We start from the raw sequence: 25,386 nt of genomic DNA on the forward strand, positions 1-25,386 counted from the left end.
AATATGGAACAAAAACAATTAGAAAATGAAGTTAACAAACGTAGAACATTTGCAATTATTTCTCACCCGGATGCTGGTAAGACAACAATTACAGAGCAAATGCTCTATTTTGGTGGGGTAATCCGTTCTGCCGGTACTGTTAAGGCCAAAAAATCTGGTCAATTTGCTACCAGTGACTGGATGGAAATCGAAAAGAAACGTGGTATTTCTGTTACCAGTTCTGTTATGCAATTTCATTACCACGATAAAGATGTTAATATCCTGGATACACCAGGACATGAGGACTTCTCAGAAGATACCTATCGTACTTTGATGGCGGTCGATGCTGCGGTCATGGTTATTGATTCTGCTAAAGGTATCGAGCCACAAACCAAGAAATTATTTAAAGTTGTTAAAAAACGTGGTATTCCAATTTTTACCTTTATGAATAAGTTAGACCGTGATGGTCGTGATCCGCTAGATTTGATTGCTGAACTAGAGGACCTACTCAATATTGAAGGCTGTGCAATGAACTGGCCGATCGGTATGGGTAAGGAATTAAAGGGACTTTACGATATTGCCAATAATCGTGTTGAACTTTACCGTAAAGAAGGCGACGATCGTTATTTACCATTAACTGATGGTAAACTTCCTGCCGGGAACGAAGAATTAGAAGGCGAAGGGGTTTATGAACAAGCAATTGGTGAAGTTGATCTTATTAAAGAAGCCGGAAATACTTTCGACCTTGAAAAAATCCAAAATGGTGATCAGACGCCAGTTTTCTTTGGTTCAGCCTTGACAAACTTTGGTGTACAAACATTCTTGGATACATTCCTTGATATGGCACCAGCTCCTGCTGAACATAAGATGCAAGATAGTGAAGCGGTCGTTAAACCAGATGACCCAGAGTTTTCAGCCTTTGTCTTTAAGATCCAGGCTAATATGAACCCTAATCACCGTGATAGAATCGCTTTTGTACGTATCTGTTCAGGTGAATTTGAAAAGGGTATGGATGTAACTTTACAAAGAACTGGCAAAGTTATGCGTTTGAATAATGCCACTGAATTCATGTCCGATCAAAGAGAGCAAGTTAAGACAGCTGTTGCCGGTGATATCGTTGGTTTATACGATACTGGTAATTTCCAAATCGGTGATACGATCTACACTGGTAAAAAGTCAGTTCAATTTGAAGATCTTCCACAATTTACACCAGAAATGTTTATGGAAGTTCAAGCTAAAAACGTTATGAAACAAAAATCTTTCCACAAGGGAATGCAACAACTTGTTCAAGAAGGTGCCGTTCAGTTGTATAAGACTTATACGACCAATGACTACATCTTGGGTGCCGTTGGTCAACTGCAGTTTGAAGTTTTCCAATTCAGAATGAAGAATGAATATAACTGTGATGTTGTAATGAAGCCAATCGGTTCTAGAACAGCCCGTTGGATCGATCCTGAACAACTTGATCCATCAATGTCTTCGACACGTAATATGTTGGTTAAAGATCTTGATGATCAACCATTGTTCTTGTTTGAAAACAGATTTGCTGAGAATTGGTTTGCCAATAAGTATCCAGATGTAAAATTAACTTCTAAATTGTAGTATTGTGGTGTGAACCGCCTACGGAAACGAGGGTGTGTGCCTGCTGTGGAACCGGCATCAGCCAAGGTCTGATGCCTCGATTTTGAGCTTTGCTGTCGCAAATCTCGAAATCGTTTATTCCGTAAGTACGGCTAACGCCGTTCTAACGGAATTGTCACTGCTGGCACGCACCCTCGTTTCCTCCGGCTTTAGATAACATGTAAATAAAAAATATATTCCTTGATAGATTCCTATTGAGGAATTTTTTTGTCCAAAATTAGGTAAAAAAAATCTCCTAAATTACACCCAGTAAAAATGGTATAGCTTAAGAGATACTATATTAATATTTTATCCTGTTATATAGCCGGAGATTTTTAGTAATGGAACCAGTCGCCAAAATGGCGTTGGAACGGTGATTTTCCGTTCTTACGGCATGGACGATTCTGAGATTTGCGTAGGCAAAGCTCAAAATCGAATCTTCAGACCTTGGCTGAAGATGGTCCGGCAACAGGTGGAATTACTAAAAATCGGAGGCGGAAAAGAAAACTCAATACCTATATTCCCGACGCAATATAGAATAACAAACCTCATCGCAAACGCCATTATTGTTTAAACCCTTGTCACGCAAGATTCCCTCAAATCTCATATGACACTTAGTCATAACTCGTCCAGAATTAGGATTGTTATCGTCGTGTTTGGTTTCAATGCGATTAACATCAGTCATATCGAACAGATACTCGATAATTCTTTCCAATGCTTCGGGTGCATATCCATGTCCCCACCATAGTGAGCCAATACAATAACCTAGTTCCATGGTATAAGTTTTTTCATCGATATTGACTACGGAAATAGTTCCGATCAATTCGTGTGTTTCTTTGATCATGATACCCCAGACGTACGTGGATAAATCAAAGTAATCCTTTTCCATTTGAACTAAAAAATCTTGGGCTGTTTCGACTGACTGATAAGTATGCCAAGTCAAATATTTAGTAACTTTGTAGTCACTGGCCCAATTGTTAAACATTTCGTTAGAATCTTCAATCGTTAATCGTCGTAAAATCAAGCGGTCAGTTTCAAGCGGTATAGTTCCAACATGCTTCATGCCATCATCTCCCAGAATTAATTTCATTCTATTCTATTTTTAAAATTTATAAAAGTTTAAAGTTGAAAAATACATTTTAATCTAAAAAAGCTGTATTAAATTTTGAAAAATTGGTATCTTGGTAATAGTGCTTTTTTAGGGAGTTTAATTGAAAATGAAATCAAAATTATCATGGCGTAATTTGATATTTATCGGTTCAATGTTGTTTGGATTGTTTTTTGGAGCGGGAAATCTTATTTTCCCTGTTTTTCTAGGACAGCAAGCTGGTAATACAGTAATCATAGCAATTATTGGCTTTTTGATCGCTGGAATCGGATTTCCATTATTAGGTGTCGCTGGCATGGGGATGACTCGCAGTGACAATGTGTTTGAATTAGCAACGAAGGTCAATCGCCCATATGCGTATGGGTTTACGATCTTGCTTTATTTAACGATAGGACCATTTTTTGCAACACCACGACTAGCAACTTCGTCCTTTCAAATGGGGATAGTACCGTTTATAAATGCTGGTCAGGAAAAATTAGTTTTAGCAGTTTTTTCAGTGATATTTTTCCTAGTAGCTTGGTTCTTTGCTCGAAAACCTAGTAAGTTAATGGTCTATGTTGGAAAATGGCTGACACCAATGTTCTTGATCTTACTCGGAATCCTCATAGTAGTGGCATTAATTAAGCCGATGGGGAGTTTATCGTTTCAACCTGCTAAAAATTATGCAACTAGTCCAGCTTTAAGTGGATTTACAGAAGGATATAATACGATGGATGCATTGGCCTCATTGGCTTTTGGGACGATCGTGATAGATGCAATTAAAAATCTTGGTGTGACTGAACCTACTCAAATTGCTAAAGATACGATCAAGTCTGGTGTCATCAGCGTTATTTTGATGGGAGCGATATACTCATTACTAGCCTTGATCGGTACGATGAGTTTGGGACAATTTACGCGAGCAGAAAATGGCGGCATCACGCTGGCTCAAATCTTCAATTATTATTTTGGATCATTTGGTAGTATATTATTAGCCTTGATTGTAATAATTGCTTGCTTGAAGACAGCAATAGGATTGATATCTGCTTTTGGGGAATCGATCCATGATATGTTTCCTAAACTTTCATATAGATTTTTGATCATTTTCGCAAGTATTGTGCCATGTATCTTCGCAAATGTAGGATTGACTAATATTATTAAATATTCAACACCAGTGTTGATGTTCATTTATCCTTTAGCAATCGTTTTAATATTGTTGGCTGTTTTGTCACCAGTATTAGGAGACTCACGATGGGTATATGGGATGACGACACTATTTACAATTATTCCGGCAATTTTATCTGGTGCAGTAGTCATGCCAAAAAATTTACAAATAGATTGGTTGATAAATTTAAATAATTATTTGCCAATGTCTAATATAGGATTAAGTTGGATCGTACCGGCAATTATTGGATTGGTTATAGGATTAATATTTAAACGTATAAAAAATAATTAAAATGCTTCAATCAGGCTAGTATTGTTTGTCTGATTGAAGCTTTTTTGATATCTACAGAAGTTATATTACTATGCGTTTGATGTATAGTAGCATGTCCATTTGGTAATTTTCAAAGTACGCTTATGACCATATAATGAACTCATGAATTAAAAGAAGAGGTAAACAAATATGGATACAGTTAAATTAAATAATGGAGTTGAAATGCCACAATTAGGATTCGGTGTATTTCAAGTAACCGATTTAGAGCAATGTGAACAGGCAGTCGTTGATGCGATTGCCTCTGGATATCGTTTGATCGATACAGCCGCAGCTTATCAAAACGAAGAAGCAGTTGGACGTGCCATTAAACGTAGCGGTGTGGATCGTAAGAAACTCTTTATCACATCAAAACTTTGGGTTTCTGATGCTAGTTATGAAAGAGCAAAGAAAGGTATCGAAACCTCACTTAATAATCTTGGAGTTGATTATCTAGACTTGTACTTGTTACATCAACCTTATGGCGATGTTGCCGGAGCATGGCGTGCTTTAGAAGAAGCTTACAAAGCTGGAAAGATTCGTGCCATTGGAGTTTCTAATTTCTATGCTGATCAATTGAAGAACCTTGAATTATCCAACGAAGTAAAACCAGTTATCAATCAAATTGAAGTTAGTCCTTGGTATCAGCAGAACACCGAGGTTGAATTTAATCAAAGTGAAGATGTTCGTGTTGAAGCTTGGGCACCATTTGCTGAAGGTAAGCATGATATCTTTACCAATGAAACTATCAAAGAAATTGCTGATAAATATAACAAATCTAATGGTCAAGTTATCTTGAGATGGTTACTTCAAAGAGGCATCACAGTCATCCCTAAGTCGGTTCACAAGAATCGTATGGAAGAAAACATCAATGTCTTTGACTTTAAGTTAACAGATGATGAGATGAAAATTATGGGCAGTCTTGATAAAGGTGAAAGTCAATTCTTCGATCATCGTGATCCAGTAACAATTGAACAAATATTTGGATCAAGTTTGGCTCAATTAAAATAAACTAAAAGGAGCTGTGACATAACTATTTTCACCTTAAACATGTAGCATAAACGTGCAACGGAACATAGCTTTTTCCGCTTAAGACAAACAAGACTAGTAATCCAAAATCGGATTACTAGTCTTGTTTGTCTTAATGCTCGAAAGCTGACCATGTTTTGTCGCGCTCTCTTTAATCTAAATACTTAACAGTTCTTTTTCAAAATGGGGATTCCATCTCTCTACTGCAAAGTGACTGTCAGAAATGTCCGCCACTTTCTGAATCCACTCGATTTCATTGTTGGCGCGGATCTTGAGAAATTTGTTAGTAGTATTTGAAGCAAAGAAACTCTGGTTGACTATCCACCAAGTGTGGGCAATCTTAGTACGATTCAAGTCATCATTCAGACGCATTGATTCGTAAAATGGTGTTGGTTCGGGGAGAGTAACCATGACGATTTCAGTTTGTTTGGGATCTTGCAATTTAGGTAGCAGATCTATCATTGACTGAGGGATCTCTCCAGAAGTACGCTTGATCTCTTGAGCATATCTTTGTGTCGAATCGAGTAACAACAAGGTATGTCCAGTCGGTGCTGTATCGACAACGACTATGTCATCTCTATCGTCAGCAATTAGACTAGCAAATTCCCTAAAGACGGCGATTTCCTGAGTACAAGGTGAACGCAGATCTTCAGCCACATAGTCAACATCGTCAGAGTTCAGAGCTTTTCTAGCATCGTCTAAGACTTCATCTTGATATTTCTTAAGAGCTGTTTTCTCATCAATGTGGCTGATATGAATATTAGGATCAGAAATATTGAAGTATGATAGATGATCAGCCGGATCAGTTGTTATTAAACGAACAGATTTATTCTGTTGGGCCAATTTATTGGCAACTTGGACCGCAACGGTAGTCTTACCAACGCCGCCTTTGCCCATAGTGAAGACCAGTTTCTTATTACTTTCTATCAGGCTATTAACAATGACATTAACGTTTTGGTAATTATTGTCAGGCAAGGTAATATCAGTTTCTGCTGGTTGTTGTGAATCAAGCATTAATCGAATATTACTTAGACTGGAGATATCGTATGGACGTAGTGGAACTTTAGAAGTTATCAACTTGTTGATAAAGTTTTCAAATTCAGTTAAATCGTTTCTCTGTTGGTTAAAGATACTTTCAGATAACTCGTCGTCGAATTTTTCCATGACACCATTGATAACTAATTTTTGATTATTCATACCAATGTTAGCCAATTCCATTGAGGAACGCTTTGTTTCCTTTAGTGAAGCGAGTTGAGGACGAGTTACTAGAATCAAAGTGGTTTTTGATGAGTCTGTCAAAGTGGAAACAGCTTTTTCGTACATTTTCTTTTTGTCATTTAGTCCTGAAAGTTGTCCTAAACAAGATACCCCGCGGTCATTCTCATCCAAATAATTGTTCCAAGCAGAAGGTAATTGCAACATTCTGATCGTGTGACCAGTTGGTGCTGTATCGAAAATAATATAATCAAATTCGTCATCGATCTGTGGATCAGTTAAAAAATTGGCGAATTCGTTGAAGGCAGCAACTTCGACTGTACATGATCCAGAGAGTTGTTCTTCCATATTTTTGATAGCAGAATCAGGTAATTTACCGCGATATGGTTCTAGAACACTTTCCTTATACTCATTGGCGGCAGTAACGGGATCAAAATTGGCCAGTTGTAGTCCCTTTGCTTGATCGACCTTAGTCAATTTGTTACCAAGTTTCATTTCAAAAACATCTTGTAGGTTACTTGCCGGGTCAGTAGAGACCATTGCCACTTTGAAACCATTATCTACTAGTTGTAATGCGGTGGCACTGGCAATAGATGTTTTACCAACACCGCCTTTGCCAGTGAAAAAGAGATAATGAGTCAGGCTGTCTGTTAGTGGATCATATTTTTCCATGATTTCCTCCTAACTATTTGCTACTTTGGCTAAAGATACACCGGTGTATTTTTCAAACTCCTGTACTGTTGGGTATTCTCCCTTTTTGGCGATCTCACCATCAACAATTGTGATCGGTAATTGATCATCATCTTCCTTTTCGTGCATAGCTGCTAAAACCATTGAATTATTAATATAAGAACGAGGATTTGATTTCAGATTATATCTTTCAAATTCAACGTCAGGATTATCTTTTAATTTATTATAAATTAAAGTGATCGTGATGAGATTCTGATCGACAGATGGTCCACAAACTCCAGTTGAACAACATAATGCTGGTTCATATACTTGAATTTTTTTCATATCAATTCTCCTTAGTTTTATTTTTTACAATGACAAGCACATTCAGGGCCATTTTCAAAAAGAGTAGAAACATTGTTATTAAAACCCGCAATAAATGATGATTCCAAAGTGTAATGTTGCCATTTTCCAACACGTTTAGCGCTGACGATCCCGGCTTCCTGAAGTATTTTCATGTGGTGCGACAATGTAGGCTGTGTAAATTCAAAATGCTCCAAAAGATCGCAAGCACAGAGTGTGCCGCAAGATAATAGATCGATTATTTTTAGTCGGTTTGGATCCGAGATTGCCTTTAATTGTTTGCTAAAATTTTCGTAGTCCATTAAAAAACTCCTTTTTTTGAATGCCCTTACATTAAACATAGACGCTTATCTATATGAAGTCAATAAGTAATTGATAAATTAATCACAAAATAAAAAAGCTGCTCTGATATTAGTTATCAGGACAGCTTTTTTGATCTCTAAGGATAAATTTTGATTCGACAGAAACTTGTCTGGTTTTATTTTCGAGTGCTAATTCAAATGCCAATTTTCCTATTTCGTGAAAATTATGATCGATTGTTGGCAGTCTTAGTAATTGACCAGATAACTGATTTTCTTGTCCAATAAGCAGTGGTATGGGTAGATTATTATCCAGATAAAATTGACGTGCACCAGCGGCAATATCATCGCCGTTTGCAAAGATCATATCTGGATATTTTTTATTTTCGTAGAGTGATCGGGCGGATTTATAGCCCTCTTCATAAGTAACTACTCCGGTTCTCAATAGGTCATTTGTGGGTATATGACCAAATACTTCAATGAATGCTTTGCGAGTCAGTTGGCTGGTAGCACTCAATGTGAAATCACGGCTTAAAAAAATTGCCACATCATGAACAGATTGTTTTTTAGCCCACTTAAAAGCTGCCAAATATGAAGCAATTCTTTCGGTGTAGGCAGCGGAAATTTTATAATTTCCCGGGTCGTGGCAACAAACAATTGAACCATAGGCTTGATAATTTACCAGGTCATCTAGACTGACCCCGTGGGATGTAAAGATAATTGCGTCGTAAGCCTTACGTCGCAATCTATTCAGATAGTTCATTTCAATGTCAGCATTATACATTGATGGTAATAAAACTATTCGATAACCGGCTGGAAAGGCAGCGTCCATAATTCCGTTGATTATCCCAGTATAGTAGGGATGTTTGGTATGTGGCATAACAACACCGATATTGTGAGTTTTCCCTTTGCTCAAATCACGTGCTACATCGTTAGGAACATAATCGTATTCTTTAATAACTTTTTGTACTGCTAGTTTGGCATCATCCGAAACATATTTGCGACAATTGATGACACGAGATACTGTTGCAGCAGAGTAACCGCTCAACTTTGCAATATCATGTATATTCATGACTACCTCCTAATGTGTGAGATATTTTTTGATTCCGAAGGCGACACCGTCTTCAACGTTACTTTTAGTGATCAAGTTGCTATATTGTTTCACTTCATCAACGGCATTTTCCATAATGATCGGTGTTTCAACCATTTTTAGCATAGGAATATCGTTGTGACCATCACCAAAGGCGGCTAAATCAGATCTTTTCAAATTATTCAGTTCCTGCACGTATTTGATACCGTGGGATTTTTGAGCCTTATTATTAGTAACTTCCAAGTAGTTATTACCGGATTGCTGTACTGTAATATCGGATATTTTCAAATCAGTTATAAACTTGTGTAAAACTTTAACTTCTTTAGCGGTTGGTGTTATTAACATGATTTTGAAGAAATTGATATTGGCATTTTGGAAAAGTTCTTCAAAATTAACTATGGTAGGATCAATTGAAGTTATTTTTGATTCATATTTAATACCAAAGTCAACTTTTTCTGAATACCAATTGTCGGTATCGTAACAGCTGATACTTACATCAGGAAAATCTGTTTTGATATGTTCGATGATTTCTTGAACGGTACTTAGTAGTAAGTGATGTTCAGATATTTTTTCGATGGAACCATTGTTAGGTTTGAAAATCAGTCCCCCATTAAAGGCAATTTGAGCACTGGTTAAATTTAATTTATCGATCGTATCTTGCATTTCCATGGGAGCTCGGGCTGATACAAGAGTAAAAGGGATCTTACTTTCTTTGATAGCTTTGATATTGCCTTCGCTTACTACTCCAGTGGCATTTAGAAGTGTGTTATCCATATCAGAAAAAATGTGCTTTATCATAGTATTCTCCAATCGATTTATAGTTTTATTTTAGTTTCTGAAACGCGTTTCAGGTCAAGTTTGATTTTGTTAATAGTTTAGAATTATGGTTCAATTAGAAAAAATGAGGTGATGAGATGTTAACAGACGGACATACACATACAGAATTTTGCCCACACGGAAGTGGCGAACCCGTCGAAAAAATGATTCAACGGGCAATCCAACTTGGTTTTAAAAAGTATTGCATCACAGAACATGCACCGATCCCTAAAGATTTTGAGAAAGTTTACTCTGGAACACCAGATGGTTACGAAACCGCGGGTATTGCCATGGATGACTTGCCAAAATACTTTAAGGAAACACGCCGACTTCAGAAAAAATATCAATCTGACATTAAAATTACGATTGGATTTGAAGTTGACTACTTAGAAGGATTCGAGAACTGGACTAAAGATTTCTTAGATGAATATGGTCCAGAAACACAGGAAAGTATCCTATCAGTGCATTTTATGAAGGGAACTAACAACAAAGAATGGTGTATTGATTACGATACTAATAATTATCAAACTGGATTTGCTGATTATTTGGATGATCCGCAACATATCTTCCAAGTTTATTATGACACGGTTAGAAAATCAGTTGAAGCTGATTTAGGCGAATATGCACCGCAGAGAATTGGACATATGAGTTTAATTAGAAAATTTCAAGATTATTTTAATTTAACAGAAGATTATGATAAACAAACTATCCAACAGATCAGTGAGATCCTGAATATTATTAAACAACAGAACCGAGAATTAGATCTGAATTTGGCCGGATTATATAAACCTCTTTGCAATGATTACTATCCTGGTAAGCAAATAACTGAAATGGCTCAAAAGATGAATATACCAATGGTTTACGGTTCCGATGCACATGACATAGAATCCGTTGGTCATGGATTCCATCTGTTAGATTCCGCAATTCTTGCTTGACAAACTAAATCGCAACTTCTATAGTTATCACTAAATTAAATATTAGTTAGAAAAACTAATTTAAATTTAATAAAAGTTGTGATTAGGAAAAGTAAGTAATGACCAATCAAACAGAGAGCCTTGGTAGCTGGAAACAAGACGGAAGTTATTATTGAACACACACCTATGAACTGTAGAGCTGAATTCAGTAGGCTTTACCGATATTTGGTTCGTTATCCAAGTTGACTCAGCCAACATGAGGTCTAATTCGCAAGGATTAGATAAAATGAGGTGGAACCGCGTTTATACGTCCTCTTAGCATTTATTTGCTAAGGGGACTTTTTTTGTATAGAGGGTGGAACAAGGCGGTTAACTCTTGAGCATTACCTAGAATAACGAGAATGGCGGTTCATGCCATACTCGTTATTCGTAGTAAGCGCAGAGAGTTGCCTTGTGTAACCCGTTTAGAGGGTGAAGTGGGAGTGGTTAGCTTCTGAGCATTACCTAGAATAACGAGAATGGCGGTTCATGCCATACTCGTTATTCGTAGTAAGCGCAGAGAGTCACTCCCCGGAGCCAGTTTAAACTAGTACACTTCAATCTCTTAACGAATCAATCTTCAAAAATGAATCAAAATTAACTAGGAGGCGTTGAACATGAAGAACAACTTATTACCATTAGGCACGCGTGATGAATTTGGCAGACGTGCAGTCGCTAAGCAAAAAATAATTTCGGTGATCCAACGACATCTAAATCAACGTGGGTTCTCAGTGATCTCAACGCCATTATTAGAAAAACAAGAAGTATTCGATCAATATCAGTTGGGAAATTACCAGATGTACCGTTTCTTGGATTCAGAAGGTGATACTATCGTCCTTCGTCCAGATATGACATTACCGATTGCTAGATTCCTAAGCTCAACTAATATCCCTTTACCACAAAAATTCTTTTATGTAGGCGATATCTTTAGGATCAGTCGTCGATTATCTGGTTCATACAACCAGTTAACACAAGCTGGTATTGAGTTGATCGGTTATGACTCCATGAAAGCCGAACTAGAATGTTTAATGATAATTAATCAATTAAGCCAAGAATTATTAAAAAAGAACGTGGAAATAGAATTAGGTATTGCTGATTTTGCACCAACTTTATTGGAATTTTTAACTACGGATAAAGAATTACAGAATCAAATTGCACAAGCACTTTATGACAAAAACATCCCTGAATATTCAAAGCTGATTCAACAATATTCAGATTTACCACAATATAAATTATTAAAGAAATGGCCGCGATTATTCGGTGATCCAACGACTGTTTTTGATGAATTGAATAACTTTGATTTGTCGTTTGAATTGCAGTCCAAAATAAGCGATTTAAAAGAGATTATTGCTTGGATCAAAAGAGTCATGCCGGAACAAAAAGTATCAGTTGATCTTAGCAGTCGTGCTCCACAAAGCTATTACACCGGATTGACTTTCCGAGGATTTTACCAAGATGGCAATGATTATTTATTCAGTGGTGGACGTTATGACAAACTTTTAGCTAATTTTCAAGATCAAACAGAACCAGCTGTCGGTATGGGAATCGACGTCGATATGATTGCCGACTTAACTATCCCAGCTAATAAATCAAAGAAAACCATGATTTATTTTGACAAGGATCAGTGGCAAGAGGCTGAAGCTAAATTAAAGGAATTACCAAATAGCGTTTTGTCATTATCGGAAACTAAAAATGAAGCGGAAGTAGAAGCTAAAAACAGCAATGCGACACTATTAGATTTGACAGGAGATGACAGACTTGAATGAAAATCGTATCAAAATTGCTTTGACAAAAGGGCGAGTGGAAAAACAAGTTGTGCCACTCCTAGAAAAGGCCGGTATCAATTGTGACCAGATAAGGCAAAAAAAGCGTCGCCTGATTTTTGACTCACCGGTACAGCCATATGAATTTATTTTAGCCAAAGGTCCAGACGTTACTACCTTTCTTGAACGTGGTGCTGCTGATATTGGCATCGTCGGCAGTGACATTTTAGTAGAACATCGCAGTACTCAATATGAGTTGTTAGATCTTAAAACTGGAGATTGCCAGTTTGTTTTAGCTTCCACTAAGAACTTTGATCCCGATGAACCGAAACGAAAAATTATTGGGACGAAATATCCTAATATCACTAAGAAATATTTTGACAGGTTAGGACAAGATGTTGAGATCATTAAAATAGAAGGTTCAGTCGAATTGGCACCATTAACCGGTTTAGCAGATGCCATTGTTGATATAACAGAAACCGGAACAACTATAAAAGAAAATAATCTCAAAATTTATGACTATTTAGATAAGGTGTCAACACGATTAGTAGTTAATCGGATGTCTTTAAAACAACACTCAAAAGAAATTTATGCGTTAGTAGACAAACTAGAAGGAGCCATTAAAGATGAAAATTTATCAAAAGAGTATTAGTGAATTGGAACAGATCGTTCAAAGAAAAACGATGCAGTTGAGTGACTTAAAGGTAGAAACAACAGTTAGTGACATCATAAAAAATGTTATTGAAAACGGAGATTCTGCTTTAAAAGAATATGAAGAAAAATTTGATGGAGTAAAAATTTCTGATTTCAAATTATCTCAAGAGGTGATCGATTCTGCCTACGATAATCTGGACCCTGAGGTTAAGGATGCCTTGTTATTAGCAAAGAAGAATATCACTAGTTTCCACGAAAAGGAAAAGGCAACTGGTTTCATTGATTCTGAACAAAAGGGTGTCTTGAGAGGTCAAAAAGTCTTGCCATTAAAACGCGTTGGATTATATGTACCTGGTGGTACTGCTGCGTATCCTTCAACTATTTTAATGAGTGCTTTACCTGCTAAAATCGCGGGTGTTGATCAGGTTGTCATTGTGACACCACCGCAAAAAGATGGTATTAACCCAGCTGTCTTGGCAGCTGCCAAAATTGCCGGTGTTGATTCGATTTATCAAGTCGGTGGGGCGCAAGCTATTGCTGCTTTAGCATTTGGAACTGAATCAATTTCACGTGTAGATAAAATTGTTGGACCAGGAAATGTTTTTGTTGCGACGGCTAAAAAACAAGTCTTTGGACAAGTCGATATTGATATGGTCGCTGGTCCATCAGAAATTGGAATTATTGCTGATTCGTCAGCTGACTATAAACAGATTGCTGCTGATCTATTGTCACAAGCAGAGCATGATAAACGGGCACGTCCAATTTTGATCACTGATAATTTGGAGTTGGCCAAAGCAGTTGATACAGAAGTTGATCGTCAGTTGAAAGTTTTACCAAGAGAAGAAATCGCTACTGCATCAGTCAACGACAAAGGCTTTATTGCCGTTGTTAAAGAAATTGACGATATGTTTACTTTGATGAATACCGTTGCTCCAGAGCACTTGGAAGTTCAAGTCGAAAATCCGACTCAATATCTCAATCAAATTAAAAATGCTGGATCGGTCTTTTTAGGAAAATATGCCAGTGAGCCATTAGGTGACTATGTAGCCGGACCAAACCACATTTTACCAACTGGTGGAACCGCTAGATTCTCATCACCACTAGGTGTTTATGACTTTGTTAAACGCACATCATTTATTCAATACACTAAATCAGCCCTACAAAAAGAAGCTAAAGCAATCACAACTTTGGCTCGGGTCGAAGGTTTGGAAGGTCATGCTAGAGCTATCGAATCACGCTTTGGAAAATTTTACGACTAGGAGAGAACACTATGAGACAAGCAACTATTGAAAGAAAGACAAAGGAAACTCAAATCAAAATCAGTTTAAACCTTGATGAACAGACGGGGATCGACATTGATACCGGGATTGGTCTTTTGGATCACATGCTGAATCTCTTTGCTAAACATGGACGCTTTGGATTAGTTGTTAAAGCTCATGGTGATTTGGATGTCGATCCGCACCATACGACTGAAGATACTGGGATCGTACTTGGTGAATGTTTCAAGCAAGCTCTTGGTGACAAAGCTGGGATCGAACGTTATGGTACGCAGTTTGTACCAATGGACGAAACATTAGGACAAGTCAGTGTTGATCTATCTGGGCGGTCATATTTGGTCTTCGATGCTGAATTTACTAATCCTAGACTAGGTGGACTAGACACCGAAACAGTTGAAGATTTCTTCCAAGCGGCCGCTTTTGCAGCTGAGATGAATCTTCATGCAAGAATCCTTTATGGAAGAAATACACACCACAAAGTTGAAAGTCTCTTCAAAGCATTCGGCCGGGCAATGCGTGAGGCAGTGACGATCAATCCCGATATTATCGGAGTCAATTCTACAAAGGGTGTCATCTAATGTTTGCCATTGTTGATTACGATACCGGCAATACTCGTAATTTAAAGAAGGCCCTTAATTATTTAGGGATCGACAATGAACTAACAGATGATAAAGAAAAGATTTTACAAGCAGAAGCAGTAATTCTACCGGGAGTGGGTGCTTTTAAGGCAGCTATGGTGGAACTGGAAAAGAGAGATTTAGTAAATACTTTAAAAAAGGTAGCAGCTAATAAAACTCCAATTTTAGGTATTTGTTTAGGAATGCAATTATTGTTCGATAGCAGTCAGGAATATGGGTTAACCAACGGACTAGGATTGATCACTGGTAGTGTTGAACAGATTCCTGATACCGGGTTGAAAATCCCTCAAATGGGTTGGAATCAAAATAGGATCATTCAAAATAGTCCTTTTAATGGCGTAAATGGACAGTTTACTTACTTCGTTCATTCATATTATGCCAATTGTGATCGGAGAAATATTATTTCAGCAGTAGATTATGGAATCTTGATCCCAAGTATCGTCCAGAATAAAAATGTTATTGGGATGCAATTTCATCCTGAAAAAAGCGGCGATGTTGGCTTAGAGTTATTAAAAACTTTTCAAAAGATGGTGAAGACAAATGATTTTTCCAGCAATTGATTTATATAAGGGCCAAAGTGTCCGCTTGTTTAAAGGCGATTATAAAGAAGTAACTTTGATCAATAAAGATCCTGTCGCACAGGCTAAGGAGATTTTTCAAACTGTAAAACAACTTCATTTAGTAGACTTGAACGGAGCTAAATCAGGTGTTCCTGAAAACCTTGAGATCATTAAACAGATTCGTCAAAATTTTGGAGGTTTCTTGGAGTTAGGCGGCGGTATTCGTGACTATAATACGGCCAAAGAATATCTCGATATGGGAATTGATCGAATTATTATCGGCTCGGCAGCTATTGAAGATCCTAAACTGGTTAAAAAATTGTTGAATGAATATGGTGGAGATCGCATTGTAATCGGAATTGATGGTAAAGATGGTAAAGTTGCCGTCAATGGTTGGCTGGATCAGTCACAGATAAAAATGTCTGACCTTATTTCAGAAATGGTCAACTTCGGTGCTAAGTCATTTATCGTAACGGACGTAAATCGTGATGGAACTATGACTGGCCCAAATCTAGATTTATTGATGAGTTTGACCCAAAAGTTACCGCAGATAAATGTAGTAGCTAGTGGTGGTGTCCGTGATCTTAGAGACCTTCATCAATTAAAAGCTTTAGGAATTCGTGACGTGATCATTGGCAAGGCATTATATGAAAAGACAATTACCTTAGAGCAGATTGCGGAGGTAGAAAATGTTAGCTAAAAGAATTATTCCTTGTCTAGATGTTGACGATGGTCGAGTTAAGAAAGGCGTTAATTTCGTCAATTTGACTGATGTTGGTGACCCAACTGAAATTGCTGCGGAATATCAAAAACAAGGCGCAGATGAATTAGTTTTTTTGGACATTACGGCTACTAATGAACATCGAAAAACTATGGCAGATATTGTTGAAAGTGTTTCTTCACAAGTGTTTATGCCCTTAACTATCGGTGGTGGAGTACACGATGTGACAGATATTCAGAGATTACTAAAAGCTGGAGCCGACAAAGTGGCGATTAACTCTGCTGCTGTTTCAGATCCTGAACTTATCACTAAGGGTGCGGAGAAATTTGGTAATCAATGTATCGTTGTGGCAATCGATGTTAAAAAAACAGCTGGAAAATATTTAGTCCATACTCATGGTGGCAAAAATGCAACTGATATTGATGCTATTGAATGGGCCAAAGAAGTGGTAAAACGTGGTGCTGGTGAGTTATTGATCACAAGTATGGATAAAGACGGTACTAAAGATGGATTTGATATTGAGCTTTATCAAGCTATAAATGAAGTAGTTAATGTACCGATCATTGCTTCTGGCGGTGCAGGAAAAGTTGAAGACTTTACAGAAGTTTTTGAGGAAGCTGATGTCGACGGGGCTTTAGCTGCTTCTGTATTTCATTTTGGCGAGTTGTCCATTGATGATGTGAAACAGGCAGTCAGAAAAGCAGGTGTAGTTGTCAGATGATAAAACCAGATTTTTCTAAAGGATTATTAACTACTGTTGTGGTAGATGCAAAGACAAAAGATGTTTTGATGGTGGCCTGGATGAATGAAGAGAGTTACAAACGTACTCTTGAAAGTTGTCAGACATGGTTTTGGTCACGATCCAGAAAAGAGCTTTGGCACAAAGGTGAAACAAGTGGGAATTTCCAAGATGTTGTTGATCTGACACTAGATTGTGACTTGGACACTTTACTTATTAAAGTTAATCCACATGGTCCAGCCTGTCACACTGGTCATCGCAGCTGTTTCTTTCAAAACGTAGAACAAGAGGGTAAGTAAGATGCAAAATTTAGATGAATTATATGCAGTTATTAAAGAGAGGCAAAAGAATCCCCAAAAAGGTTCATATACCGATTATTTATTTGGTAAAGGATTGGACAAGATCCTTAAAAAATTTGGTGAAGAGTCAACTGAAGTTATCGTCGCTGCTAAGAATGAAAATAAACCCCGTGGGGATGATGAGTTGGTTTATGAATCAGCTGATCTTTTGTATCACTTGTGTGTTTTGTGGGCTGAAAAAGGTGTTACCTTTGATCAGATCAAAGAAGAATTAGCTAAACGTGAAGGTCTGATGAGTGAATTTAAAGATCGTCCCGAAATCAAGGATTTATAGGAGGTCAATATGAAAAAAATCATTCAAGATTTAAGTCCATATATCCCCGAAAAACCTTTGAATGAATTACGAGATGAATTAGGTTTGGATAAATTAGTACGTTTGTCAGCTAACGAAAATCCATATGGAACCTCACAGTCAGTCAGAGAATCAGTTATTAGTTGGGCTAAAACAGGTCACAGTAATCGTTATCCTGACAGTGCCGCTAATCAGTTGCGTCAATTGGTATCTGAAAAATTTGATTTAGATCCAGAACAATTAGTTTTTGGCGTGGGGTTAGACGAAGTTATCGTCATGCTGTCACGAGTTTTTCTATCACCTGGGGATGCCGAAATGGTTTCCGTACCAACATTCTCTGAATATGCCTTGCATGCTGAAATCGAACAAGCAAATATTCAAAAAGTCGCCACAAAAAAAGATGGTCGAATAGATTTCTCAGCCATGTTAGAAGCTATTACACCAGAAACTAAATTGATCTGGATCTGTAATCCTAATAATCCAACTGGAACCTATGAAACAGTGGATGAAATTGAAAAGTTTGTTTCGCAAGTTCCTGATAATGTAATGGTTTTAGTTGATGAAGCCTATATTGATTTTGTAACCTGTGAAGAACCAATATCAGCTATGCAGTTGACTAAAAAATATTCTAATATTGTCGTTATGAGAACCTTTTCTAAGGCATACGGTTTAGCAAATTATCGTGTCGGTTATGCAGTATTTTCTAAAGACGTTGCCGACGATGTTCAAAAAGTTCGTTTGCCATACAATATAAATTCAATTGCTCAAGTTGCGGCTGTGGCCGCTTTTAAGGATCAAGAATTTGTCACAAAAGTGGTCGATAAGAATGCTTTGGAACGTCAAAAAATGCAGAACTTCTTTGATGATAAAGAAATCCATTATCTCGACAGTCAGGCTAATTTTATTTTCTTTGAGTATCCTGAAGCTGATAAATTTGCTGATTATTTGTTGCATCATGGATATTTGATCCGGACTGGTTTAAAAGAAAACTGGTTGCGAATGACGGTTGGGACTAAAGAGGATAATGCTGAAATTAGAAGTTTAATTGAGGATTATTAGGCTTTTATTTGCCGCCTACGAGTGAAAGAAAATTGGTCCGCTGTGCGACCGACACGAACCGAGGTTTCGTGTCTCGATTTAGAGCTTTGCTGTCGCAAATCTCGAAATCGTCGATTCCGTAACGTCGGAAGACCATCGCCGTAACGGAATTTTCACTGCTGACCAATTTTCTTTCGCCCTCCGGCTCAGGTTTATTTTGGATTTAAATAGTTATTTAGACTGTTTGTTGTAATTAAATATATAAGTTTAAATAATAAGAGAAAACCAATCATTATGGCTTTCTCTTTTTAATGTATATTTCAATATAAGCCGGAGAATTAGAGTAATGGAACCAGTTGTGCAAGTGATGTTAGAAGGTGATTTTCCTTCTTACAACACCGACGATTCTAAGATTTGCGATAGCAAAGCTTGGAATCGAGTTCCCAGACCAAGGCTGGGGACGTTCGCATAACAGGTGGAATTACTCTAATTCGTAGGCGGCAATTTAACCACTATCTTTTCTTATTAATGCTATATTGTAGATATAACACAACCTTGGAGGCATTTACGTGATATTAGAACGAGAGAATATGATCAATATTAACCAGATCAAAAAGGAACTTGGAGAAATTCTTAATGGTAATGAAGAAGTTGAAGAGTTCAGTGCTTTGGTCAGTTATTACCAGCTTTGCCGGGCAGCCGTTGGAGAATTCGGAACTAAACTAGAGAATTTAGATGCTGATTATCAGGTTCGCCACGATCACAATCCGATTCATCATATCGAAGTTCGAATGAAGGATGTTGGTAGTTTGTTCGGTAAGTTAAAGAGGAAAGAACTTCCCAGACGTTTTGAAAGTATTCCTAATCATATTTTTGATATTGGTGGTCTAAGAGTTGTTACTAATTATTTGGATGATGTTTATACTGTTGCCGATAATTTATTGGCTCAAGATGACGTTAAACTTATAAAAAGAAAAGATTATATTAAAAACCCAAAGCCAAGTGGTTATCGTAGTTTGCATTTGGTTGTATCTGTGCCGGTTTTTCAAGCTGATAATGTGCAAGTGACGCCAGTAGAAATTCAGATTCGTACGATCGGAATGGATATGTGGGGGAGTTTGGAGCATAAATTACGTTACAAGACTGATGCACCTTCTGATAAAGTTGCTAAATATTCTGAGGAATTACAAGGATATGCTGACGAAATAAATAATATCGAATCGAATATGCAAAATATTTTCCATGATATTTAGGTGGTTAACTGCTGGTCGACTCACTCGCGCTCTTCGGCTAGATTTGCGGAATTATTTGAAGTTTATAGAGAATAAAAAAAGCTCCTTAGGTATACAGAATTTTATTAAAAATCTGTATTCTTAGGGAGTTTTTTTATTGTTCTATTTTGTAAAATTAAAGCACATAAGAGCCGGAGATTTAGAATAATGGAACCAGTCGTGCAAGTGGAGTAGAACGGTGGTTTTCCGTTCGCACAACAGGTGGAATTATTCTAAAACGTAGGCGGAACTTTTAAACAAGACTATGTTCAGATGCTTCTTTAGTATAATCAATTTCTTTAATACGTGACTTACGACGAATAAAGAACAATAAGCATAGAACGACAAATGCTAAGCTGACTAGAGATGTAAAGATCATTTGTGGTATTGCCGAGTTACCTGTCATCAGAGTATTTCTTAGTCCACTAACTGTGTATGACATTGGTAACCATGGATTGATATCATTGAAGAATTTATCCGACAATTGAATTGGGTAAGTACCAGCTGATCCGCCCAGTTGGAGAACTAATAAGACTAAACTGATAAAGGACCCGACTTTTCCTAGTACTAGATTCAACCAGGAGACTATCATCATGAACATTAATGCGGTTAAGAAAATCATGATAAAGGTTGCAAAAGGATGAACTGGTGCTAGTCCATCGATGAATTTCATTAAGAAATAGACGATGACTGTTTCACCAACAACGAAGGCTGTATTAAGTGAAGCTTTACTTGCCCACCATGCAACACCACTACGAGGGAATTTTCTAGGTGTATATGTATCAAACATTAGATTGAAGGCTAACGCACCGATAAATAGTGAAACTGACAGCATGTAAGGTGCCATACCGGTACCATTATTAGGTGCATCGTCACGTTCTGTATGCTTAGTTGTTGTAGGTTTGGATATTTGATTATAAGTCAACTTCGTAGGGTTTACCTTGGCTTGTTTGGCACCATTTGAAAGCTGTGATGCTAATTCTCTATTACCATTGTAAACTTGATTGATCCCGTTGCCCATTTGTGCTGAACCGCTAGATAGCGTCTGGGAGCCACTAGATATTTGAGTTGCTCCACTGGCTAATGTATTAGCACCAGATGTCAATTGTGAACCATTAGATTGAAGTGTATTTAAACCAGATGTCAGAGTATGAGCTCCAGAGTCAAGTTGTGAAACGCCACTTTGTAATGCTGGCATTTGACCGTTCATTGAACCGATCCCACTGGCCAAAGTAGCAGCGCCGTTATTTAAAGTAGAGCTGTTATTTGCTAATTTACCAGTACCAGCTGCGATTTGGTTTGTCCCACTGGCAAGTTGTGAACTACTTGAATTTAGTTGACCGATACCTTGCGTCAATTGATTCATACCACTTGAGGCGGTTCCTAATTGAGTAGTGATCGTTTGTGATCCATTAGCAAGCTGTGCTAAGGCTGCAGCAAGTTCTGCTTGAGAATCACCAGCGGTTGTCAAAGCAGTCTGTAGTCCTGACAATTGGCCAGTCGATCCGCTTGTCAAACTTGATAGATCGCTATTTAAACTTGCGGCAGCACTTTGAAGAGCGGATGTATCTGAAGATCCAGTATTAGAACTATTAACAGCTGCGACCATAGCTGCCTTTTGATCTGCGGTTAGGCCTTGTTCATCTGCGGCTGCAGAAACTTTAGCTGCAATATTTGAAGTACTTGAGTTGGATTGTGCTGCAATTGCTTGTTGCAAGGCTTGCATATCAGTTTTAATCGCAGCTGACTGTGCAGTTGAATTTGAAAGCTGACTTTGGGCACTGGATAAAGCGCCACTCAATTGCTTAAGCTGTGATTGGCTATTATTAACGCCGTCACTGACCTTTTGTAATTGAGAAGTAAGTGTACCGCTGGCTGTATAAAGCTGTCCAATACCAGAATTTAAGGTATTTGAGCTACTTGCCAAAGTATTAGTACCACTAACTAAAGCGTTAGTTCCAGTGTTTAAAGTATTGGCAGCTGAATTTAGTTGATCAACACCAGATGTATAACTTTGCACACCAGAGCTTAGAGTACCTGATCCGGTTGCTAATTGGCTGACACCACCAGCTAAAGTTTTCGACTGAGTATTTAAAGAATCAAGTCCACTAGTCAACGTTTGACTACCAGAAGCAGCCTGATTAACACCGGAAATGTATTGGTTCAAGCCATTACTTAAAGTAGTTGCACCATTAGAGAAGGTCAATGAACTACTTGCCAATGTATTTAAACCAGAAGTTATTTGGTCATTGGCGGAGGCTAGTTCTTTACTACCAGAGGTTAACTTATCTCCACCTTTAGCAGCAGTTTGCATTCCCTTACCGAGTTTTTGAATAGCAGCAAAGAGAGTTTTAGAGTAGGTTTTAGTAACTTGTCTTGAAACTTGTTCGGCTGCTGTTTTAGCGGCGGAAGCCGTCATTTTTGAAGCGATAAAGTTATGCCCAGCACTTGTTTTGTAATCAAGTACCATTTTGTCAGGCTTTTTATTTAAAAGAGTTGTTGCATTTTTGGAGAAGTCTTTAGGAATAGTAATTACCATATAGTATTTACCTTCATCTAATCCTTTAGAGGCTTCTTTTTTAGAATCCAAGACCTTGAAATCCATAGCTTCAGATTTTTTGAGGTTTTTGGCCAGATCTTGTCCTACGGATAACTTGGTACCACGATAGGTTACTGATTTATCATTATCGATAACTGCAACGGGCAGGTTGCTGAGTTCTCCATATGGATCCCACATCGATTTCAGGAATGTAACTGAGTAAATCGATGGGACAAACATAATAACAATCAGGACAAGCATCATAAATTTGTGTTTCAGCAAATATTGCCATTCTGCTTTAATCATATTTTTCTCCCAATTTCAAAAAAGTGTTGTATTATAGATGTGAATATATAATACTCACATGAGTATAAATAATAATAACTATGAAACTAAAATTCCACAACAAATTTGCTTAAAGTGTGGATTAAACCACATCGTTAAAATGTGGGTACTACAGGGAGTCGAATTATGAGAATAGATAAAAGGGTACAAAGAACTAATCAAGCATTGAAAAATTCATTTAGGGATTTATCTAAAGTCCATAAATATCGCGATATAACCGTTAAAGAACTGACCGATAACGCCAAGATAAACCGTAAGACATTTTACCTGCATTACGATTCTATCGATGATTTTGTTAATACCTTTGCTGACGAAATGGCTAGTCAATTACTAGTTATAATTGCTGGTAAACCGTTACACGATACATTAACTCATCCTGGAGATTTGTTTGACAGTGTAGTCGATTATTTTGAACAATCCCGAGATTTCTATGCATTTATCATCACGTCAGATGACTACAGTTTCCTCTCAAGAAGAGTGGAGCGGATCGTCTGTGATGGTTTTGCCAGCGCCTTGAAAGATGAATTCAATATTAGTCAAATTGATGCCTATATCAGTGCAAGCTTTATTATCAGAAATACCTTGATGCTCTTTAGATTGTTTGAAAAAGGGCAGGTTAAATTAACTAAAAATGAATTCAAAGATCGTTTGATCCGTTTGAATCAATCTGGATTAAAGACCTTCTTAGACTAAAAAATCCCTCCAACTCGTAATGAGTGAGAGGGATTTATTATTGTGGGATTGTTTAACTCTCAACTCCCTGTAATAGTAAATCATTAATAGTATCAGTTAATTGATCAGGATCAACTTTTGCATCTTGTAATGCATTGGCATTATTTAATAATTTTTGTTTGATACCGTCATAATCGATTTCTACGTCTGCTGCGGCTACAATGGCAACGAAGATATTGACCGGCTTTTTATCGACGCTTAACCAATCGATTGGCATTTCTGAAGTAAAGACAAAGACTTGCGGATCTGAAACTTCACTAGCACTAGCTTTTGGCATAGCAATTTTTTGACCGATAGATGATGTATTAGTTGCTTCACGGGCTAAGAAGCTGCTTTTTACTTCTTGTTCGGAAATATTAAGTTTCTTGGCCACAGCGTATGAAATTAAAGATAGTGCCTTGACCTCATCATAACCTGACATTGGTAAGTTTGCGTAAACGTTATTTTTATTTAGTTTCATCATAAAACACTCCTTTAAATTTGTTCAACTGAAGTGTAAGGTGTGAAACGCGTTTTAGGTCAAGGGTGATTTTAAAATAAGTTGGAAACCCTTACAGACACAAGCAAAGAAAATTTTCAGTTATAATTTATTGTAGAACCCGTTTCATAACTAAGAGAGGAAATTACATGAACGTTGCACAATTAACTAATCAAATTGTCCTAATGTTTTGCTTGATGCTAGTCGGTGTTTTGATCAATAAAGTTGGTTTCATGAAAGAGTCAACCTCAAATGATCTGACTAATATTTTGTTATATGTTGTTTCACCATGTTTGATCATCAATGCTTTTGAGCAAAATTATTCTGCCAAAAGAATTCAACAGTTCATTTTAGTGGCAATCGGGATACTTATCTTCTATATTATTGCCATTCTTGCTGCACATTTTATTTTTGGTAGGATCAAGAATTCCAATCTGCGCCGGATAACCCAATATGGAAGTGTTTATTCCAATGCTGGATTTATGGGCATTCCACTTGTCAGTTCCTTATTCGGTGCTGAAGGTGTATTTTTTGCAGTCGTATCCTTAGCCGGATTTAACATTTTCAGTTGGACACATGGAATATCATTATTTAGAACTAAAGATAACGATGAACCAGTTAATTGGAAACAGATTTTATTAAATCCCAATATTATTGCAATAGTCTTGGGATTGATAATGTTTCTAACTTCGTTTAGAATTCCGGGAACCTTGAATCAAGTCGTTAAATATGTTGGATCAGTCAATACTCCTTTGTCGATGATCATTATTGGTAATAGTTTGGCTAATATTAAGTTCTCAAGAGAGATGTTGGATAAAAATATCGGTTTGACTATTTTACTGAGGAATATTATTTTTCCTATTATGATGGTATTTTTATTGAAAATGTTAGGAGTGTCGGAAGTCGCACTGTATACGACTGTTATTATGTCGGCCTGTCCGGTAGCGGGAATCGTAGTATTATTTACATTGCAAGCACATGATGATGCTGGGCCAGCGATATCATTAATGAGTTTGTCGACGGTTTTGAGTTTGGTTACAATTCCGTTGGTTTTTGCTTTTGTATAGAGGGTGAGCCTTCCGCCTACGAACGTGAGGGAGTCGACCTGCTGTGTGGACCGTTCTCAGCCAAGGTCTGAGAACTCGATTCCTACGATTAGTCAAGTATGATCTAGGAAAATGAGAGTATTCTAAACAGTACTTCATAACTTGTGCTTTAAAATTATGAAGGTAAGAGTTAGTATTTGAAATAGAGATATTATTGTATCTCTGTGGACTTCGAGTCCGTATATGCATAAGCATATTTAGTCTTGCTTCTAATCATGGAGAACAGACACTTAAGTGTCTTGTTCATGCAGGCTACTGTGGCAACCTTGTCCCCTTTGGGGACGGG

Annotated in this window: 25 protein-coding genes and 1 other annotated feature; of the genes, 17 read left to right on the forward strand and 8 right to left on the reverse strand. The window is 37.4% G+C overall.

What is annotated here, in order from left to right:
* The first annotated feature begins 3 nt into the window (after window positions 1-3).
* Window positions 4-1,581, forward strand: coding sequence for a peptide chain release factor 3 (locus tag EKM60_RS09330; protein ID WP_125714788.1), 1,578 nt, complete (start codon window positions 4-6; stop codon window positions 1,579-1,581).
* A gap of 526 nt (window positions 1,582-2,107) precedes the next feature.
* Here the strand turns inward: EKM60_RS09330 and EKM60_RS09335 are convergent.
* Complete coding sequence (locus EKM60_RS09335) at window positions 2,108-2,689, reverse strand: GNAT family N-acetyltransferase (protein ID WP_225427040.1); 582 nt, start codon at window positions 2,687-2,689, stop codon at window positions 2,108-2,110.
* Between the two features lie 127 nt (window positions 2,690-2,816).
* On the opposite strand from EKM60_RS09335, the gene brnQ reads away from it, so the two are divergent.
* Both brnQ and EKM60_RS09345 read left to right on the forward strand, forming a co-directional pair.
* The gene (gene brnQ / locus EKM60_RS09340) at window positions 2,817-4,139 is read left to right on the forward strand and encodes a branched-chain amino acid transport system II carrier protein (RefSeq protein WP_125714790.1); all 1,323 of its coding nucleotides are present in this window, start codon (window positions 2,817-2,819) and stop codon (window positions 4,137-4,139) included.
* 168 nt (window positions 4,140-4,307) lie between these two features.
* Window positions 4,308-5,165: an aldo/keto reductase gene (locus EKM60_RS09345; protein WP_125714792.1), complete on the forward strand. Its 858-nt coding sequence runs from the start codon at window positions 4,308-4,310 to the stop codon at window positions 5,163-5,165.
* Window positions 5,166-5,339: 174 nt separating this feature from the next.
* Here the strand turns inward: EKM60_RS09345 and arsA are convergent, their stop codons facing one another.
* The 5 genes from arsA to EKM60_RS09370 form a co-directional block, all read right to left on the reverse strand.
* Window positions 5,340-7,070, reverse strand: a complete 1,731-nt coding sequence (arsA, locus tag EKM60_RS09350; RefSeq protein ID WP_125714794.1) for an arsenical pump-driving ATPase — start codon at window positions 7,068-7,070, stop codon at window positions 5,340-5,342.
* Between the two features lie 9 nt (window positions 7,071-7,079).
* Entirely contained in the window at window positions 7,080-7,412 is a 333-nt protein-coding gene (gene arsD, locus EKM60_RS09355) for an arsenite efflux transporter metallochaperone ArsD (RefSeq protein ID WP_125714796.1), read from the reverse strand.
* A gap of 17 nt (window positions 7,413-7,429) precedes the next feature.
* Entirely contained in the window at window positions 7,430-7,732 is a 303-nt protein-coding gene (locus EKM60_RS11230; RefSeq protein ID WP_125714798.1) for an ArsR/SmtB family transcription factor, read from the reverse strand.
* Between the two features lie 109 nt (window positions 7,733-7,841).
* Window positions 7,842-8,801, reverse strand: a complete 960-nt coding sequence (locus EKM60_RS09365) for a LacI family DNA-binding transcriptional regulator (RefSeq protein ID WP_125714800.1) — start codon at window positions 8,799-8,801, stop codon at window positions 7,842-7,844.
* Between the two features lie 9 nt (window positions 8,802-8,810).
* Window positions 8,811-9,617: an HAD family hydrolase gene (locus EKM60_RS09370; RefSeq protein ID WP_125714802.1), complete on the reverse strand. Its 807-nt coding sequence runs from the start codon at window positions 9,615-9,617 to the stop codon at window positions 8,811-8,813.
* A 116-nt stretch (window positions 9,618-9,733) separates the two neighbouring features.
* Here EKM60_RS09370 and hisJ point away from each other — a divergent pair, with 116 nt between their 5' ends.
* The 12 genes from hisJ (at window position 9,734) to EKM60_RS09430 (ending at window position 19,882) form a co-directional block, all read left to right on the forward strand.
* Complete coding sequence (hisJ, locus tag EKM60_RS09375) at window positions 9,734-10,570, forward strand: histidinol-phosphatase HisJ (RefSeq protein ID WP_125714804.1); 837 nt, start codon at window positions 9,734-9,736, stop codon at window positions 10,568-10,570.
* A 69-nt stretch (window positions 10,571-10,639) separates the two neighbouring features.
* Window positions 10,640-10,867: a binding site (T-box leader), on the forward strand.
* A 338-nt stretch (window positions 10,868-11,205) separates the two neighbouring features.
* Window positions 11,206-12,354 (forward strand): ATP phosphoribosyltransferase regulatory subunit, encoded by a 1,149-nt coding sequence (locus EKM60_RS09380; RefSeq protein WP_125714806.1) that lies wholly within the window; start codon window positions 11,206-11,208, stop codon window positions 12,352-12,354.
* A complete protein-coding gene (gene hisG, locus EKM60_RS09385; RefSeq protein WP_125714808.1) occupies window positions 12,347-13,003 on the forward strand; it encodes an ATP phosphoribosyltransferase in 657 nt (218 codons plus the stop codon). Before EKM60_RS09380 ends, hisG begins: the two co-directional genes overlap by 8 nt.
* On the forward strand, window positions 12,978-14,264 hold the full coding sequence (gene hisD / locus EKM60_RS09390; RefSeq protein WP_125714810.1) for a histidinol dehydrogenase: 1,287 nt from the start codon (window positions 12,978-12,980) through the stop codon (window positions 14,262-14,264). The genes hisG and hisD overlap by 26 nt, the downstream gene beginning before the upstream one ends.
* An 11-nt stretch (window positions 14,265-14,275) precedes the next feature.
* Window positions 14,276-14,860: an imidazoleglycerol-phosphate dehydratase HisB gene (gene hisB, locus EKM60_RS09395; protein ID WP_125714812.1), complete on the forward strand. Its 585-nt coding sequence runs from the start codon at window positions 14,276-14,278 to the stop codon at window positions 14,858-14,860.
* The gene (gene hisH, locus EKM60_RS09400) at window positions 14,860-15,480 is read left to right on the forward strand and encodes an imidazole glycerol phosphate synthase subunit HisH (RefSeq protein WP_125714814.1); all 621 of its coding nucleotides are present in this window, start codon (window positions 14,860-14,862) and stop codon (window positions 15,478-15,480) included. The genes hisB and hisH overlap by 1 nt, the downstream gene beginning before the upstream one ends.
* Window positions 15,461-16,180, forward strand: coding sequence for a 1-(5-phosphoribosyl)-5-[(5-phosphoribosylamino)methylideneamino]imidazole-4-carboxamide isomerase (gene hisA / locus EKM60_RS09405; RefSeq protein WP_125714816.1), 720 nt, complete (start codon window positions 15,461-15,463; stop codon window positions 16,178-16,180). The genes hisH and hisA overlap by 20 nt, the downstream gene beginning before the upstream one ends.
* A complete protein-coding gene (gene hisF / locus EKM60_RS09410; protein ID WP_125714818.1) occupies window positions 16,170-16,922 on the forward strand; it encodes an imidazole glycerol phosphate synthase subunit HisF in 753 nt (250 codons plus the stop codon). The genes hisA and hisF overlap by 11 nt, the downstream gene beginning before the upstream one ends.
* Window positions 16,922-17,239 carry a phosphoribosyl-AMP cyclohydrolase gene (hisI, locus tag EKM60_RS09415; protein WP_125714839.1) on the forward strand — a complete coding sequence of 106 codons (318 nt, stop codon included), beginning with the start codon at window positions 16,922-16,924 and terminating at the stop codon, window positions 17,237-17,239. Before hisF ends, hisI begins: the two co-directional genes overlap by 1 nt.
* A gap of 1 nt (window position 17,240) precedes the next feature.
* The gene (hisE, locus tag EKM60_RS09420) at window positions 17,241-17,573 is read left to right on the forward strand and encodes a phosphoribosyl-ATP diphosphatase (RefSeq protein WP_125714820.1); all 333 of its coding nucleotides are present in this window, start codon (window positions 17,241-17,243) and stop codon (window positions 17,571-17,573) included.
* Window positions 17,574-17,582: 9 nt separating this feature from the next.
* Entirely contained in the window at window positions 17,583-18,650 is a 1,068-nt protein-coding gene (gene hisC, locus EKM60_RS09425) for a histidinol-phosphate transaminase (RefSeq protein WP_125714822.1), read from the forward strand.
* Between the two features lie 548 nt (window positions 18,651-19,198).
* On the forward strand, window positions 19,199-19,882 hold the full coding sequence (locus EKM60_RS09430; RefSeq protein ID WP_125714824.1) for a GTP pyrophosphokinase: 684 nt from the start codon (window positions 19,199-19,201) through the stop codon (window positions 19,880-19,882).
* Window positions 19,883-20,153: 271 nt separating this feature from the next.
* Here the strand turns inward: EKM60_RS09430 and EKM60_RS09435 are convergent, their stop codons facing one another.
* Entirely contained in the window at window positions 20,154-22,745 is a 2,592-nt protein-coding gene (locus tag EKM60_RS09435) for a YhgE/Pip domain-containing protein (RefSeq protein ID WP_125714826.1), read from the reverse strand.
* Between the two features lie 165 nt (window positions 22,746-22,910).
* On the opposite strand from EKM60_RS09435, the gene EKM60_RS09440 reads away from it, so the two are divergent.
* Entirely contained in the window at window positions 22,911-23,477 is a 567-nt protein-coding gene (locus EKM60_RS09440; protein WP_125714828.1) for a TetR/AcrR family transcriptional regulator, read from the forward strand.
* A 52-nt stretch (window positions 23,478-23,529) separates the two neighbouring features.
* Here the strand turns inward: EKM60_RS09440 and EKM60_RS09445 are convergent, their stop codons facing one another.
* Window positions 23,530-23,979 carry a PTS sugar transporter subunit IIA gene (locus tag EKM60_RS09445; protein WP_125714831.1) on the reverse strand — a complete coding sequence of 150 codons (450 nt, stop codon included), beginning with the start codon at window positions 23,977-23,979 and terminating at the stop codon, window positions 23,530-23,532.
* A 164-nt stretch (window positions 23,980-24,143) separates the two neighbouring features.
* Between EKM60_RS09445 and EKM60_RS09450 the strand changes: the two genes are divergently transcribed.
* Window positions 24,144-25,061 (forward strand): AEC family transporter, encoded by a 918-nt coding sequence (locus tag EKM60_RS09450; RefSeq protein ID WP_125714833.1) that lies wholly within the window; start codon window positions 24,144-24,146, stop codon window positions 25,059-25,061.
* Window positions 25,062-25,386: the final 325 nt, after the last annotated feature.

It is taken from the genome of Companilactobacillus kedongensis, assembly GCF_003946625.1.
In the GTDB taxonomy this organism is placed as follows: Bacteria; Bacillota; Bacilli; order Lactobacillales; family Lactobacillaceae; genus Companilactobacillus; species Companilactobacillus kedongensis.